This window comes from Azohydromonas sp., assembly GCF_035325925.1.
In the GTDB taxonomy this organism is placed as follows: Bacteria; Pseudomonadota; Gammaproteobacteria; order Burkholderiales; family Burkholderiaceae_C; genus Calidifontimicrobium.
Window position 1 is genome coordinate 1 of the sequence record NZ_DAOKZA010000063.1, and the last position, 14,940, is coordinate 14,940.

Annotated in this window: 20 protein-coding genes and 1 pseudogene; all 21 read left to right on the forward strand. The window is 72.2% G+C overall.

Annotated elements, in window-relative coordinates; genetic code table 11:
• Positions 1-841: 841 nt before the first annotated feature.
• Positions 842-1,294 (forward strand): SRPBCC domain-containing protein, encoded by a 453-nt coding sequence (locus PKC53_RS16915; protein ID WP_324430737.1) that lies wholly within the window; start codon positions 842-844, stop codon positions 1,292-1,294.
• A 572-nt stretch (positions 1,295-1,866) separates the two neighbouring features.
• On the forward strand, positions 1,867-2,403 hold the full coding sequence (locus PKC53_RS16920) for a DinB family protein (RefSeq protein WP_324430739.1): 537 nt from the start codon (positions 1,867-1,869) through the stop codon (positions 2,401-2,403).
• A 331-nt stretch (positions 2,404-2,734) separates the two neighbouring features.
• A complete protein-coding gene (locus PKC53_RS16925; RefSeq protein ID WP_324430741.1) occupies positions 2,735-3,286 on the forward strand; it encodes a GNAT family N-acetyltransferase in 552 nt (183 codons plus the stop codon).
• Positions 3,287-3,291: 5 nt separating this feature from the next.
• Positions 3,292-3,765, forward strand: a pseudogene (locus PKC53_RS16930) (GNAT family N-acetyltransferase); the annotation flags it as partial.
• A gap of 110 nt (positions 3,766-3,875) precedes the next feature.
• Entirely contained in the window at positions 3,876-4,976 is a 1,101-nt protein-coding gene (locus PKC53_RS16935) for a GNAT family N-acetyltransferase (protein ID WP_324430743.1), read from the forward strand.
• Positions 4,977-5,103: 127 nt separating this feature from the next.
• Positions 5,104-5,505 carry an OsmC family protein gene (locus PKC53_RS16940; protein ID WP_324430745.1) on the forward strand — a complete coding sequence of 134 codons (402 nt, stop codon included), beginning with the start codon at positions 5,104-5,106 and terminating at the stop codon, positions 5,503-5,505.
• Positions 5,506-5,744: 239 nt separating this feature from the next.
• A complete protein-coding gene (locus tag PKC53_RS16945) occupies positions 5,745-6,494 on the forward strand; it encodes a class I SAM-dependent methyltransferase (RefSeq protein ID WP_324430747.1) in 750 nt (249 codons plus the stop codon).
• Positions 6,495-6,559: 65 nt separating this feature from the next.
• Entirely contained in the window at positions 6,560-7,012 is a 453-nt protein-coding gene (locus tag PKC53_RS16950) for a GFA family protein (RefSeq protein WP_324430749.1), read from the forward strand.
• A 75-nt stretch (positions 7,013-7,087) separates the two neighbouring features.
• On the forward strand, positions 7,088-7,597 hold the full coding sequence (locus tag PKC53_RS16955; protein ID WP_324430751.1) for a GNAT family N-acetyltransferase: 510 nt from the start codon (positions 7,088-7,090) through the stop codon (positions 7,595-7,597).
• Between the two features lie 28 nt (positions 7,598-7,625).
• On the forward strand, positions 7,626-7,859 hold the full coding sequence (locus PKC53_RS16960; RefSeq protein ID WP_324430753.1) for a DUF167 domain-containing protein: 234 nt from the start codon (positions 7,626-7,628) through the stop codon (positions 7,857-7,859).
• Positions 7,860-8,198: 339 nt separating this feature from the next.
• Complete coding sequence (locus tag PKC53_RS16965) at positions 8,199-8,630, forward strand: GNAT family N-acetyltransferase (RefSeq protein WP_324430755.1); 432 nt, start codon at positions 8,199-8,201, stop codon at positions 8,628-8,630.
• A gap of 16 nt (positions 8,631-8,646) precedes the next feature.
• On the forward strand, positions 8,647-9,201 hold the full coding sequence (locus PKC53_RS16970) for a hypothetical protein (RefSeq protein ID WP_324430757.1): 555 nt from the start codon (positions 8,647-8,649) through the stop codon (positions 9,199-9,201).
• Positions 9,198-9,593 (forward strand): VOC family protein, encoded by a 396-nt coding sequence (locus tag PKC53_RS16975; RefSeq protein WP_324430759.1) that lies wholly within the window; start codon positions 9,198-9,200, stop codon positions 9,591-9,593. Before PKC53_RS16970 ends, PKC53_RS16975 begins: the two co-directional genes overlap by 4 nt.
• A gap of 81 nt (positions 9,594-9,674) precedes the next feature.
• Positions 9,675-10,178: a cupin domain-containing protein gene (locus tag PKC53_RS16980; protein WP_324430762.1), complete on the forward strand. Its 504-nt coding sequence runs from the start codon at positions 9,675-9,677 to the stop codon at positions 10,176-10,178.
• A 516-nt stretch (positions 10,179-10,694) separates the two neighbouring features.
• The gene (locus PKC53_RS16985) at positions 10,695-11,180 is read left to right on the forward strand and encodes a GNAT family N-acetyltransferase (protein ID WP_324430764.1); all 486 of its coding nucleotides are present in this window, start codon (positions 10,695-10,697) and stop codon (positions 11,178-11,180) included.
• Between the two features lie 83 nt (positions 11,181-11,263).
• On the forward strand, positions 11,264-11,542 hold the full coding sequence (locus PKC53_RS16990; RefSeq protein WP_324430766.1) for a DUF1272 domain-containing protein: 279 nt from the start codon (positions 11,264-11,266) through the stop codon (positions 11,540-11,542).
• The gene (locus tag PKC53_RS16995) at positions 11,539-12,189 is read left to right on the forward strand and encodes a hypothetical protein (RefSeq protein WP_324430768.1); all 651 of its coding nucleotides are present in this window, start codon (positions 11,539-11,541) and stop codon (positions 12,187-12,189) included. The genes PKC53_RS16990 and PKC53_RS16995 overlap by 4 nt, the downstream gene beginning before the upstream one ends.
• 110 nt (positions 12,190-12,299) lie before the next feature.
• Positions 12,300-13,526, forward strand: coding sequence for a serine hydrolase (locus PKC53_RS17000; protein WP_324430770.1), 1,227 nt, complete (start codon positions 12,300-12,302; stop codon positions 13,524-13,526).
• Between the two features lie 20 nt (positions 13,527-13,546).
• Positions 13,547-14,203: a GNAT family N-acetyltransferase gene (locus tag PKC53_RS17005; protein WP_324430772.1), complete on the forward strand. Its 657-nt coding sequence runs from the start codon at positions 13,547-13,549 to the stop codon at positions 14,201-14,203.
• Positions 14,204-14,225: 22 nt separating this feature from the next.
• A complete protein-coding gene (locus tag PKC53_RS17010; RefSeq protein ID WP_324430774.1) occupies positions 14,226-14,663 on the forward strand; it encodes a nuclear transport factor 2 family protein in 438 nt (145 codons plus the stop codon).
• A gap of 31 nt (positions 14,664-14,694) precedes the next feature.
• Positions 14,695-14,940 (forward strand): PaaI family thioesterase (locus PKC53_RS17015; protein ID WP_324430776.1); only part of this gene is annotated, 246 nt, incomplete at its 3' end.

Here is a 14,940-nt window from a genome sequence, read left to right on the forward strand (position 1 = left end):
CACGTCGCCGCAGCACGCATCGTCGCGGACCTGAAAACGAGTTGTTCAGGGCCGAGGAGCTTGGACTCATCGAGGGAACCGAAGAAGATGCCGTCTTCGTGCCGTACGAATCGGTCGAGATCCTGCTCCCGCTGGCCCAGGTTGCCTGCGCGCCTACCGTCGGTCCCGTCTCGACTCGAACGTTGCGGCCTCGCATTCAAACCGCCGAGGCGCCCCGGCAATCCTGCTACCCTGTTTGCGATCTCGGAGAACCCGTGTCCCTCGGAAGGAAGCCTCGATGGGTGTTCTAGACGACCACAATCACCAGTACACGTACGGCAACTCGCTTGGGCCACCGACGTCAGTAGCTGGTGTATCGGCACAGCAGTCGATCGACGCGCACGACAGACTCGTTGCAGCCTCGACCTCGGCGCGCGCGACTGGTTCAGTTGCCCCAGGCCCGCGCGCGCACCTCGTCTTTGCTTCGGTCAGTGGCGCCGTCTCGCTGGCCGCTGCAACCGCGGCCTACTTGATCGGAGGAATCGGAGCAGTCGCACTTGGGCTCGTCGCCGTGGCTGCCGGGAGCTTTACCGCCGTATTCCTGGTTGCGGCACTGATCGAGTTCCTGAAGTCTGCATTCTCGTCACGCAAGTAGCCAGGCGAGTCACCGACGCGTGGTTCCACGCACCGCGAGCCCCGACGCGCTCGTCGCACCAGACGATGTGGCACTCGAGGTCGAGCCACTGCAGGTGGGCGCGGTGCGGCGCCACGCGTGCCAGCCAGCGCAGTTCGTTGCTCGCGCCCTCGATCACGTCCGGCCACCACCGGCGGGACGCGCAGTTCGAGACTCAGGCGACACGACATGCGACACATCAGCACGTTCATCGACATCGAGGCCCCGCCCCGGCGCGTGTGGGCCGTCCTGATGGACTTCGCTGCCTACGCCGACTGGAATCCCTTCGTCCGCCACATCGCCGGAAGTCCGTCGCCGGGGAGCAGGTTGCGGGTCACGATCCAGCCGCAGGGCGCAAGGCCGATGTCGTTCGCGCCCGAGGTGCTGGCCTGCGAACCCGAGCGCGAGTTCCGCTGGCGAGGAAAGGTGCTCGTCGGCGGCGTCTTCGACGGCGAGCACGCCTTGCGGCTGGTGGAATCGGCGGCCGGCTCCTGCAGGTTCGTCCACGAGGAGACCTTCTCCGGCGTGCTGGTGCCGTTGCTCATGCGCGGGGCGCTGCGCACGCGCACCGAAGCGGGCTTCAACGCGATGAACCGCGCGCTCAAGCTGCGTGCCGAACGCGGTGACGGTCACCCCCGCTGACGGCTTGCGGGTCGAGCGTCGCCGAGGCACGCCTTCACGCGCCTGCTTGCGCTGCCCGAGCGGCGCCGCGTATCCTCCGCCGGCCACGCTGGGCCGCCCGGGAAAGGAGCAATGCGACATGGACTGGCTCGGCATGGCCGCGGTCACGAAGCACGTCGCGCACCACGTCGCCTCGCTCGCGGGCGTTCCATCGGGATGACGGCGCGGGAAGACGACCACCGTGTGCGCGGCATGCTTGCCGCCCGCGGCCACCAGGACGTCGGCGCGACGAGTTGCTGGTTCCGGGGCCACACCGGCGGCAAGCGGGTGCTCGTCGAGCGTTCGACCCGCTGGCGTTCCGCGCGGTCGTCCGGATCGCCGCAGACGGCGCATCGGCGCACGATCTGCACGAACTCGTGCGCCGGGCGGAGAGGCACGCGCCGGTCGGCGACGCCCTGCGCCGCGCCGTGGCCGTCGACTGCGAGGTCGTCGGCGCATGGTCCATGCCCCTCGAGGCACCCTGTCCTTAGGCTCGAGCCGGCGCACCACGGCATGGCGCCGCACGCGGCTCGGCCCGAACCTGACGCACCACCATGACCCCGCAGACCGCATCGCTGATGGCGCAATACAACCGCTGGATGAACGACCGTGTGTTCGAGGCCGCCGCCACGCTCGACGCCGCCACGCTCGCGGCCGACCGGGGGGCCTTCTTCGGCTCCATCCTGGGCACGCTGAACCACATCGCGGTGGCCGACACGATCTGGCTACACCGCTTCGCGAGGCACGAGGCGAACTTCTCCAGCCTCGGCGCACTGTCCGAGCTTGCGCGGCCGTCTTCGTTGAGCCAGCCCCTGGCGCCCGACCTCGCGGGCCTGCGCCAGTACCGGCGACGACTCGATGAACTCATCATGGGCTGGGTGTGCGAGCTGACGCCCGAGCATCTCTCGGCCGACCTCGCGTACGCCAACATGGCCGGCGTCGAGTCGCGCAGGAGCTTCGGCGCCCTGCTCCAGCACTTCTTCAACCACCAGACGCATCATCGCGGCCAGGTCTCGACGCTGCTGTTCCAGTGTGGCGTCGACATCGGCGTCACCGACCTGCTGGCCCTCATTCCGCGCAGCGAAGCGTAGTGCGGGTCTGGCGTCGCGCCTCGCTGCACGACCAGCGCCCGCAAGGCCGGGTTCACCGGCTGCAGCATGTCGAACGCCCGCGTCAGGCCATCGCCGTTGGCCATTGGGCGATGCTTGTCATCGCCGGGTTCGACTTCGTCCTCATCGGTCAGTGGGCAGCCGGCGGCAGCCGTGGTGCGGCGATGTCCGCGGTGGCCGGCATGACCACGGCCACGCGGGTCCGGGCCACGCCGGCACCCGCGGCTCCTCGTGGCCTTCGCGACGAATCGGACCATACTTCAGGCACTCGGCGCCGCTGCGGCACCGGCCACACGCTCACACGCTGGTCGCCATGAGAACCCGTCTCGCGATCCCCGAAGATGCCCGCGCGATCGCCGAAGTGCACGTGCGCAGCTGGCAGGCCGCCTACGCGACGATCCTCGATCCGGCCTTCCTCGCCGGCCTCTCGGCGCAACGTCGCGCCCTGGGCTGGCAGGCCGCGCTGGGCGCCGGGGAATCGACGACGGTGGTCGGCGAGAAGGACGGCCAGGTGGTGGCGTTCGTCAGCTACGGAGCGTGCAGGGACGAAGGGGCACCGGCGCACCGAGGCGAGATCTGGGCCATCTACGCGATCCCGCAGGCCTGGGGAACCGGCGTCGGACGGCAGCTGCTCCACGACGCACTGGCTGCACTGCGCACCGCAGGCAAGAGCGACTGCACGTTGTGGGTGCTGGCCGACAACGCGCGCGGCCTGGACTTCTATCGGCGCGCGGGTTTCCAGCAGGTGCCCGACTCGGGCAAGGTGTTCGATCTGGGGGGCCGGCAGGTGCAGGAAGTGCAGCTGCGGCTGGATCTGCGCGCCAGTGCCCGGCCCCCGGCAGGACAGGCCCGGCCCGACAAGTAGAACCCATGCCCGGCTCTGCACCGCTTGCTCGCATTCGCCGCGCCGTTGCGGCCGACCTGCCGGCGATCGTGCGCATGCTCGCCGACGACGCGCTCGGCGCGCAACGCGAGCGCTGGGAGAACCCGCTGCCGTCGTCGTATCTCCAGGCCCTCGAGGCCATCACGAGGGATGCCAACAACGAGCTCGTCGTCGCCGAGGCTGCCGACGGCTCGGCCGTGGCGGTGCTTCAGCCGACCTTCGCCCCTCGCCTCACGCATCGGGGCGGTTGGCGGGCCACCATCGAGGGGGTGCGCGTCGGCAGCAGCCTTCGCGGTGCGGGGTTCGGCCGGCAACTGCTTGGCTGGGCCATCGCGCGGGCGCGCGAGCGCTGCTGTCACCTGGTGCAGCTCACCACCGACAGGCGGCGCCCGCGGGCCAGGCGCTCCTGCGAGTCACTCGGGTTCGTGGCCTCGCACGAGGGCATGAAGCTCGATCTGTCGTCGTCGCCGGGGGAGCCCGGCGCCATGCCCGCGTCGACCCGCACGGTCGGGCCAGCCCGGCCGCGAGGCCGCGCCGTCCTGCCGGTGCGGCCTGCCTAGCTCGCACTGCCATGCAGATGCAGCGGTTTCGCGAGGCGTCGCAGGAAGACCTGGCTGCCATCTGCCGCCTCGGTGAAGCGGTGAATGCGCTTCACCACGAGGCCTGGCCGCAGATCTTCGTCGGCCCCGGTGACCCCATGCGTCACGCCGCGCACTGGCAGCAGGGCATCGGCGCCGCGAACGCGACCACGTTCGTCTGCGAGCGCGACGGCGAGGTCGTCGGGTTCGTGACCGTGTTCCAGGCGCACGAAGCCAACCCGCTGCTCCAGCCCGTGCCCTACGCCCGAATCGGCGCGATCGGCGTCGATGCGCGGTGCCGGGGTGCGGGCATCGGCCGGACACTCATGGAGCGAGCGCAGCAGTGGGCGGTGCGGCGCGGCCTGTCCGACCTGCGACTCCACGTCTGGAGCTTCAACGCACGCGCACTGCGCCTGTACGCGCAACTGGGTTACGAGGTTCGTTCGCAGGTGCTCGGCAAGCGGCTGGCGGGCCCCCATGGCGGAGGTGTCTTCGATGCGGGCCCGTGGCCACACCCTGCGCGAGGCGTCGCGGCAACTTCTGCCGCCGACGTGCTGCCCGAGCAGATCGAGTCGGACCGGCTGGTGATCCGCGTGGCCAGGCCGGGCGACGGCGCCATGGTCAACGCAGCCATCGTCGAGTCGTTGCCGGCGCTGTCGCCATGGCTCGGGTGGGTCACGCCGCCGCCGAGCGTCGAGCAGTCCGAACTCAGCTGCCGCAGGGCCTACGCGAGGTTCCTGCTCAACGAGGACCTGATGGCGCTGTTCCTGCTGAAGTCGGACGGCGCGCTGGTGGGCGGCAGCGGACTGCATCACGCGAACTGGCAGCTCAGGCAGTTCGAGGTCGGGTACTGGGGGCGCACCGCGTACGCAGGCCGCGGCCTGGTGACCGAAGGTGTTCGCGCGCTGGCCGAACACGCGTTGTCGGTGCTGCGGGCCAGCCGCGTGTGGCTGACGACCGACGAGCGCAACGTCCGCAGCTGGCGGCTCGCCGAGCGTGCCGGCTTCGAGCTGGAGGGCACCTTGCGCCACGAGCGCCTCGACCTGGCGGGGCGACTTCGGAACACGCGCGTGTACGCCCGCGTCGCGGCCTGAGCGCCCGCGCGGCGCTTGGCCGGCGCGGCGCGGTGGTCCATCATGCGCCCCGCGGACCGGGCACCGTGTCGGCGTCGGCCGCCAGAGTCCAACGTCGGGTCGCACCGGCCACGCAGGGAGGAACGCCTTGGAGATCTCCGCCACCGTCATCAGCACGCCCGGCCGGCACCACGTGGTCGTTCGCACGGGAAGCACCGAGCACGCGCTCGACGTCGCCCCGAAGGGCACGGGCGGCGGCTCGGCCACCAACGGTGGCGAGTTCCTGATGCTCGCGCTGGCCACCTGCTACTGCAACGACCTGTATCGCGAAGCCGCCCGCCTCGGCGTGCAGCTCGAAGAGGTCCGGGTTCAGGCCGACTGCGAGTTCGCCGGCGTCGGGCTGGCCGCTTCGGACGTTCGCTACCGCGCCTCGATCAAGTCGTCGGCCCCGCCGCAAGCCATCGCGCGGCTGCTGCACGAGACCGACGCGGTGGCCGAGGTGCACAACACGCTGCGCAGCGGCGTGCCGGTTCGGCTGCTCGGTTCGTGACCGGCGGCGGCGCGAGCGGTCGCGTTCCACGACGCCGTGCCGTCCACACTCGGCTGCGCGCGCATCTGGCGCGACACCCGTCCGGGAGGAGCCGGCCAGGCCGCCGGCTACGGGAGCCCCGGCGCAGGCGACGAAATCGCCGTCAAGCAAGTGCCGCCGGGGTCGCCGGCCGTGACGCCTCGATGCCGCGTCCGCCGCGGACGCGGGCCGACGAGGCGGCGACCCCGCGTTCTTTCGGCATGATCACAGACGTGAAGGACACCTGCCGCCTCTACACGGACCTGGCGTGGCTGTGGCCCCTGTGGGGCGACGCCTCGACGCAGTACGCCCACTACGGCGAGCACGTCACGGGCCTCGTCCGGCGACACGCCAGGCGCCCGACCAGGACCCTGCTGGACATCGGGTGCGGCGGCGGGAAGAACGTGCTGAACCTGGCGCGGCACTTCGAGGTCACCGGCGTCGACCTGAACCCGGCCATGCTCGCGCAGGCGAAGGCGCTGAACCCCGGGTGCCGCTTCGTCGAAGGCGACATGCGCACGTTCAGGCTGGGTCGCCGCTTCGACGCCGTGCTGATGGACGACGCGATCTCGCACATGAGCAGCCGGGCCGACTTCGTCGCGGCGCTGCGCACCGCGCACGCCCACCTCGAACCCGGCGGGGTGATGGTCGCCACACCGGACGTGACGACCGAGACGTTCCGGCAGAACCGGACCACCACCACCACCGCCGCACGCGAGGGAATCGACGTCGTCTTCGTCGAGAACGTGTACGACCCCGACCCCGCGGACGAGCACTACGAGACGACGGTGCTGTACCTGATCCGCGACCACGGCCGCTTGCGCATCGAGACCGACCGCTGGACGATGGGGATCTTCGCGCTGGACGCCTGGCGGCGCGTGCTGCACGAGACGGATTTCGAGGTGCATGATTCGAGCTACGTCGTCGACGAGGACGCGTACACGGTGTTCGCATGCATCAAGCCGGCATGAATCGCAGACCACCGGGGGCGGGCGACGCTTCGCCGCGCGCCTGACCCGCCCCCCGGGACATCGCCATGGACATCGCTTCCGTCACCGGCTCGTGTCTTTGCGGGGCCGTGCGCTTCCGCGCTTCGCTGCCGTCGAAGTGGGTCGCCCACTGCCACTGCTCCTACTGCCGGCGCGCGCACGGCGCCGCGTTCGTCACCTGGGCCGGCTTCCCGGCCTCGCAGTTCGCGCTGGCGCCGCTGTCGCAGCAACCGCGCTGGTACGAGTCGAGTCCGGGGGCAAGGCGGGCCTCGTGCCCGACCTGCGGCACGCCGATGTTCTTCGAGTCCAAGCGCTGGCCGGGCGAGGTGCACGTGGCGCGCGCGCTGATCGACGGGCCGCTGGACCGGGAACCGAGCGCCCATGTCTTCTACGAGACGCACGTGCCGTGGGTGAGCGTCGACGACGCACTGCCGAAGAAGCCCGGCACCCCGCCCGAGTCCCGCTCCGGCGACGCGGCGGGCGCCGCCGGCGAAGCCTGACCCGGTCGAGCACCGCCGCAGGCACACCGTCGGCACGGAGCCCCAACCGAAACCCGGGCCCGAGGAGCCACCGCCTTGCCGCCGATCCGCGTCGAGTCCCTGCGCGTCGAGCACCTGCCGCGGCTCGCGGCGGTGCTGCGCCACGAGGCGGTCTACGAACACATCGGCGGCGAGGTGCCGTCGCTGGACGACTTCGTGCTCGGCCTCGGCCGGGCGCTGGCCGGCCCGCCGCCGAGCCGCCCCCGCGAGCGCTGGCTCAACTACCTGCTGTGCGACGCGCACACCGGGCGCATGGTCGGCAGGCTCGAGGCGACGGTGGTGCCCGGCCGGGCGGAAGTGGCGTTCCTCGTCGACCCGGCGCTGTGGGGCCGCGGCTATGCCCGCGCCGGGCTGGCTTGGTTGCACGACGAGGTGGTCCGTGTGGCCGGGGTGGTCGAGTTCTGGGCCACGACGGTGCCGGCGAACACGCGCTGCCAGGCGCTGCTGCGCCGCAGCGGCTACGCCGAAGTGGCGCCGGCGTCGGCGCCGGCGCTGGCCAGCTACGAGCCCGGGGACCTGGTCTTCCGCCGTCGCGCGGCGGCGTGACCCGGCGCGCACGCGAGTCACCGCCCGCATGCCGGCCGTCGTCATTCAGGTCAGGGTCAAGCCCGGTTCGCGTGCCAGCGCGCTGACTCGCGAGGACGACGGCACGTGGCTCGCGCAGCTGAAGTCGCCGCCCGTGGACGGCAAGGCCAACGCCGAGCTGATCGCGCTGGTGGCCAGGCACTTCGACTGCGCCAAGTCGGCGGTCAGCATCAAGAGCGGCGGATCGGCACGCACCAAGCTGCTCAAGGTCGAGACACCGTGAAGACGCGCCCGAGCGTGCCCACCCTGGCCGTCGCCGAACTCGGGCGCGCGGTGGCCTACTGCCCTCCTGCCGCGACGCGCCGGGCTGGGCCACCGAGGGCATCGTAAGCAACGGGTTCGAGCACGGCGCGGCGCCTGGCCAGCCGCACCCCGGCGCGTTCTCGCGGGACCACATCGTGCCGTCGCGCGACGAGGTGGACCGGATCGTGGAGCAAACGGCCCGCCCGAGGCCGGCACTTGGCCCGCGACGCGACGTGGGCCATCATCGGCCCCGCGGGCCGGCCGCCGGGCCGACACCGCACCGGTTCCCAGGCCCACCCTCGCCCGCTCACGCCCCCCCATGCCGGTCAGCTGGACAGAGCGCCTCGACGCCGTCGACTGGCGCGAGCTCGAGACGCTGTATCGCCTCGCGCCGCTGGGCGGCAAGAGCGCCGACCACCTGCGCACCGTGTTCACGAACAGCCGCTTCACGCTGTTCGCCCACGACCGCGGCAGGCTCGTCGCGGCAGGGCGGGCGCTGTCCGACGGCGCGGACTGCGCCTGCATCTGCGATGTCGCGGTGATGCCCAGCCACCAGGGCACGGGGCTGGGTCGCGAGCTGGTCGGGCGGCTGGTCGAGGCCCTGCAGGGGCACCGCAAGATCCTGCTGTACTCGGTGCCGGGCAAGGAAGGTTTCTACCGCAAGCTCGGCTTCATGCGACTGCTGACGGCGATGGCCATCTTCGACGACCAGGCGGCGGCCATCGCGCGCGGCCACCTGGGCGACGGCTGAACGACGGGGGGGCGGCGTGACGATGCGCTTCGCGATCCTCGGCAACGCCGGCTCGGGCAAGTCGACGCTCGCCGGCTGGCTGGCCGGCGCAGCGGGGCTGGCGATGCTCGAGCTGGACACCGTCGCCTGGGAGCCGGACCAGCCCGCCGTCGCGCGAGCCCCGGCGGCGGCGCGCGCCGACGTCGCCGCGTTCTGCGCGCGCCACGAGCGATGGGTGATCGAGGGCTGCTACGCCGACCTCGTCGAAGCCGCGCTCGCGTACGGGCCGCGGCTGGTCCTGCTCGACCCGGGGCTCGAGGCGTGTCTCGCCAACTGCCGCCGCCGGCCCTGGGAGCCGCACAAGTACCCCTCGAAGCAGGCGCAGGACGCGAACCTGCGGCCCCTGCTGTCGTGGGTGGCCGACTACTACGTGCGCGACGGCGCGATGTCGCTGAAGGGGCATCGGCAGTGCCTCGCCGGCTACGCGGGCCGCAAGGTCGTGCTGCGGCGTCTGCCGCGCCTGCATCCGCCCGAGGCGCAACTGCTGGCCTGGCTGGACCGAGACCCGGTTCACCAAGTTCGCCGCGCATGAACGCCCCGCTGCGCATCGCCCGTCCGGTGTCGGATCTCGAGCGCGCCGCGCGCATGTACCGGCACGGGCTGGCGCTCGACGAGATCGGGCGTTTCGCCGACCACGAAGGCTTCGACGGGGTGATGCTCGGACGGCGCGGCGCCGCCTTCCACCTCGAGTTCACCTTCTACCGCCGGCACCCGGTGTCGCCGGCCCCGACGCCCGAGGACCTGCTGGTGTTCTACCTGCCCGACCGCGACGACTGGGAGCGGCGCTGCCGGTCGATGCACGTCGCGGGATTCGCCGAGGTGGCCTCGTTCAACCCCTACTGGGCACGCCTGGGCCGCACGTTCGAGGACATCGACGGCTACCGGGTGGTGATCCAGCGTGCGGCGTGGCCCCGCGCGGCGTAGCCCCCCTCGCCGGCCCCGACGCATGCGCGCCATGCCTTCGCCCGTCAAGATCGACCCAACCGCCCACGCGGCCCACGACCCATGAACGACCGAGCCCAGGCACTCGCCGCCGCGCTGATCCGCAACTTCAACGACGTGCCGCTGAAGCACTTCGTGCGCGAACCGCACTACGACTCGCACGGCGCGCGCCTGGCGCACGACACGGCGGCGCGCAAGCTCGGCGCGTCGTTCGACGTGCTGGCCCCCGGCAAGCGCGGCTGCCCGTACCACCTGCACCATGCCCAGGAGGAGATGTTCATCGCCGTCGAAGGCAGCGGCACCCTGCGCGTGGCCGGCGAGACGATCCCGCTGAAGGCCGGCGACGTCGTCTTCATTCCCGCGGGCCCCGAGTACCCGCACCAGATCCTCAACACGTCGGACGCGCCGCTGAAGTACCTGTCCATCAGCACGATGGAGACGCCCGAGATCTGCGAGTACCCCGACTCCGGCAAGTACCTGGCCGAGGGCAGCCTGCGATCGAGTGCGCCGTTCGAGATCATCGACCGGCGCGGGCAGGGTCTGGACTACTGGGACGGCGAGCCCTGACGGCTGCGCTGGCGCATCGTGAACCAGACCCTGAACGGGTCGGGCGACGACCGCGCGTCCACCGACGCCCTCGCGGTGTCGCGGCTGGCGAGCGAACTCGCAGCGGCCGCCCGGTCGCCTGACGCACCCGCTCGCCAGCGCCGGGACCGAACCCATGTCGGTGCACCCGACCGACCGCGGCGACGAGGCCGCACGGGTGGCCGACCTGCCGCGCGACCCGCGGTACGAGACGCGCTGCGGCTTCGGACCCGCCATCGACCGGGGCTGCTCGCGCCGCACGTCGTCGACCCGCCGCGGGCCTGGATGGTGCGCGCCGTCGTGCCCGGCGTGCTCGGCGCCGTGCGCGGCACGCTGCGGTGCGCGCAAACGCGGGCAGCCGGGCCGCACTGGCGGGAGTAGCCTTCCCGACGAGCCCGGTGCGCGCACACTGGCACCGCATCGGCTCGCCGCACTTGCCCACCGCCGGCGCTCGCCGCTGGCGCCCGCCGCCCCGCCCCACGCCGAGTCGACCACGCCATGAGCCGCACACCGCCCGTCGTCACGCTGCGCGAGATCACTGCCGACACCGTGCTCGCGGTGGTTCGGCTGAGCGTGGCCGAGTCGCAGCAGCGCTTCGTCGCGCCCAACGCGGTGTCGCTGGCGCAGGCGCTGTTCTCCCCGCAGGCCTGGTACCGCGCGATCCACGCCGACGACGAGATCGCGGGCTTCGTGATGCTCGCGGACGATTCGCTGCTGCGCCCGCCCCCCGCGTCGCCGACGATCGGCGTCTGGCGCTTCATGGTCGACGCCCGGTTCCAGGGTCGCGGCATCGGCCGCGCGGCCATGCAGCGCGTGATCGAGCATGTGCGCTCGAAGGCGCTGTTCGAGGTGCTCGAACTGTCGTACGTGCCGGGCCCCGGATGCCCCGAGCCGTTCTACCTGTCGCTGGGCTTCCGCCACACCGGGCGACTCGACGACGACGAGGTCGTGCTCGAGCTCGCGCTCGACCCCGGCGCGTCCTGATCGGCGGGCCAGGCTGGTGTCGACCGCACTTCCACCGCCGAGCGCCGGGGGCTACAGTCGGTCCACGCCGAGGAGGGCCCGCGATGCTTCAGCTCCGTCCGTCCTGCGAGTGCTGCGACGCCGACCTGCCGCCGGACGCCGGCAACGCCCGCATCTGCTCGTTCGAGTGCACGTTCTGCGCCGCGTGCGCCGAGTCGAGGTTGGGCCACGTCTGCCCCAACTGCGGCGGCGAGCTGGTGCCGCGGCCGCGACGTCCCGACGCGAAGCTCGCCCGGCATCCGCCTTCGGCGTCGCGCGTCTTCAACCCGCAACGCTGCGCAGGCGCTGCGCGAGCGCCGTCGGGCGGATCGGCCGCGGCGTGAAGCCGAGGCCAGGCGTCCGGCCGAACGGCTTCGCAGCGTTCGCGCGCACGCTGCTCGTGCTGGCGGCGTGGCCCGCGGCCGCGACGGCGCAGGAGGCCCCTCGCCCGCCGGTGACGCCGGGCGACCGCTGGAGCTTCGTCGTCTACTACGGCACGCCGTCGACGGCGCCGAACCGCCACTGGGTGGTGTCCGCGGTGTCGCCGCAGGGCATCGCAGCCACCGAGAACGGCGAGCCGCTGCAGCTGTCGCCCGACCTCAACCTGGTCGAGTCGCCGGCGCGCCGCGAGTCCGACCTGCGACTGCTGCAGTTCCCGCTGAGCGTCGGCAAGCGCTGGACGTTCGAGACCGACACGCTGTTCAAGGACAACCAGTCGACCGCCCGCACGGGCGCACGCGTCGAGGTCGTCGCGCACGAGACGGTGCGTGTCGTGGCCGGGGAGTTCGCCGCCTTCAGGCTCGAAGCCAGCGGCAGCTTCACCGGCCGGTCGAAAGGCGGGCCCGGCGTGCTGTCGGGCGAGTTCCGCTCGACGTACTGGTATGCGCCGGCGGCCAGGGCGATCGTGAAGTCCGAGACGTGGAGCACGTACCGCGGCGCCGTCACGGTGGAGCTGGTGCGGTTCGAGCCGAGCGGTTCGGCCGGCCGCTGACCACCGGCCGGCAAGTGGCCCGGGCGCGCCGCACAGCCCGTCGTGCGTCGGCCGCGGCCCGTTGACCCGACATGGCGCCGTCCCCGACACCACGCCCCTCGCCGCGCCCGATGCGGCGTCGCCTGCTGCGCGCCGTGGCCGGCGTGGCGATCGCCGCCGCGGCGATGCTCGCGCTGGCCGTGTCGTGGGCGCTCGCGGTCTACCCCGCGGCGTACGTGTTCCGCACGTTCGTGTGGATGGACGCCGACGTCGACGATCGCCTGCGCTTTCCGGCACGCGAGATCGCCGCGCGGCCCGGTGCGAGCGAGCTGCCGGTCGCGCTACAGCCGGCCCGCGTGCGGCAGGCCTTTGCCGCCGCGCAACCCGACGCGGACATCGACGCCTGGCTCGCCGCACGCCAGACGCTGGGTTTCGTCGTGCTGCAGCACGGCCGCGTGATCTTCGAGGGTTACTACCACGGGCACCGGCGCGACGACCGCGCCACGTCGTTCTCGACGGCCAAGTCGTTGCTGGCCGCGCTCGTCGTCGCCGCCGCCGAGGACGGCCTGCTCGACCTCGACGAGCCGGTGACGAAGCGTCTGCCCGAGCTGCAGGCCCGCGACGCCCGCTTCGCGCACATCACGCTGCGCCACCTGCTGGGCATGCGCGCGGGGATCCGCTACCGCGAGACCGGGCTGCCGAACGGCGACGACGCGAAGACCTACTACTGGCCCGACCTGCGCAGCCTGGCGCTGCAGCAGACGGTGGTGGCACGCGAACCGGCTGCCGACTGGCTCTACAACAACTACCACCCGCTGCTCGTCGGCCTGGTGCTCGAGCGCGCCAGCGGCATGCCGGTGGCGCGCTACCTCGAGCAGCGGCTGTGGCAGCCCGCAGGCATGGCCGCCGGCGCCAGCTGGAGCCTCGACAGCGAGGCCAGCGGCTTCGAGAAGCTGGAAAGCGGCGTCAACGCGCGCACGCTCGACTTCGCGCGTTTCGGCCAGCTGATGCTCGACGGCGGCGTGGCCACCGACGGCCGCCGCGTGCTGGGCGAGCGATCGGTGCTCGCGCTGACCGGCCCACAGGGGGCGGCCGACCTCGGCCACCGGCGCGAGGGCATGTACTACCAGCTGTTCTGGTGGGGTCAGCGCGACGCACGGTGGGGCGATGCGTTCTACGCGCAAGGCAACCACGGCCAGTTCGTCTTCGTCTCGCCGGCGCACGGCGTCGTCATCGCGCGCAACGCCCGGGCCTACGGCGCGACGCCGGCGCAGTGGATCGGGCTGTTCTCGCAGATGGCCGATCACCTCGGGCGCTCCGCGGCTGCGCTGCCGCCAACCGCCCGGCCCGGGTTGTGAGCGGCGGTATGCTCACCGGCGTGAACGCCGGACGTGGCCAGCCTCTCGTGCGGGTCTGCAACCCGGACGACCACCTGTGGACGCCGACGGTCGGCGAGGGTCTCGACGAGGTGCGGGTGGTCTCGGGCCACGGAGAAGACGCTGCCACGCCGATGCACGTGGCCCGGCTGTGCGCGCAGGATGCGCCGCGCTATCGCGAGCTGATGCTCGAGGCCTACGTGCAGGCCGCCGACGCGTTCACGTCGACCGCCGACGAGCGTGCGGCGCTGCCGCTGGCGTGGTGGGTCGAGCGCATCGCGTCGGCGCAGGGACTGAGCCAGGCCTTCGGCGCCTTTCGCGGCGAGCAGCTCGTCGGCGCGGTCGCGCTGCAGTGCTCGGCCAGACCGAAGACGCGTCACGCGGCGCTGCTCGTCGGCATGTACGTGCGTCCCGCCGCGAGGCAACAGGGCGTCGGACGACGACTGCTGCAGGCCGCGATCGCCGCGGCGACGGCCCGTCCGCAACTGCGGCTGCTGCAACTGACGGTCACCGATGGCAACGAGCCCGCGCGGCGCCTGTACGAAGCGGCCGGCTTCGTCGCCTGGGGGATCGAACCGATGGCCGTGCGCACGCCAGAAGGATTCGCGGGCAAGGTGCACATGTCGCTGCGGCTGCACGTCAACGACGCCGCGGCGTGACCGCCCACCGCAAGCAAACACGATGCACGCCCTCCAGGACATCCACCGCTTCATGGCCGGCTACCGCGCCGCGTGGCAGCAGCGCGACCCGGCGATGTTCGCCGCGCTGTTCCACCCCGACGGGCGCTATCACAACACGCCGTTCCAGGTCCAGGCCGGCAGCGCGCAGCTGGCCGAGTACTGGAAGCGCGTGCAGCTGCAGGAAGACGTGCAGGTGGCGTACGAGGTGCTGGCCAGCGCCGAGGCATCGGGCATCGCGCACTGGCACGTGACCTACCGCGTCGCGTCCGAGGAGCTGTTCCGGATCTGGGCCCGCTCGACGGGCACCAGCCTGCCGGCACGCCGGCCGGGTGACCCGCTGCCGCGCATGGTGCTCGACGGCGTGCTGCAGGCCACGTTCCGCGACGGCCTGTGCACCGAGGCGCGCATCTGGTGGCACAGCCTGCCGCAGCCGGCATGAACGCTGCCGCACGGCCGCCGCGGGAGCGCCGATGAACCTGCCGTTCGTCGAGCACGTGGGCGCGCGCATCGTCGAGACGGGTCACGGCACCAGCGTGTTGTGCCTGCAGGTGCAACCGCACCACTTCAACTCGCACGGCGTCGTGCACGGCGGCGTGATGTTCACGCTGGCCGACACCGGCATGGGCGCGGCGCTGTACCCGACGCTGGGCCCGGCCGAGCGCTGCGCCACCATCGAGATCAAGATCAACTATTTCCGCCCGGTGCTCGAAGGCGAG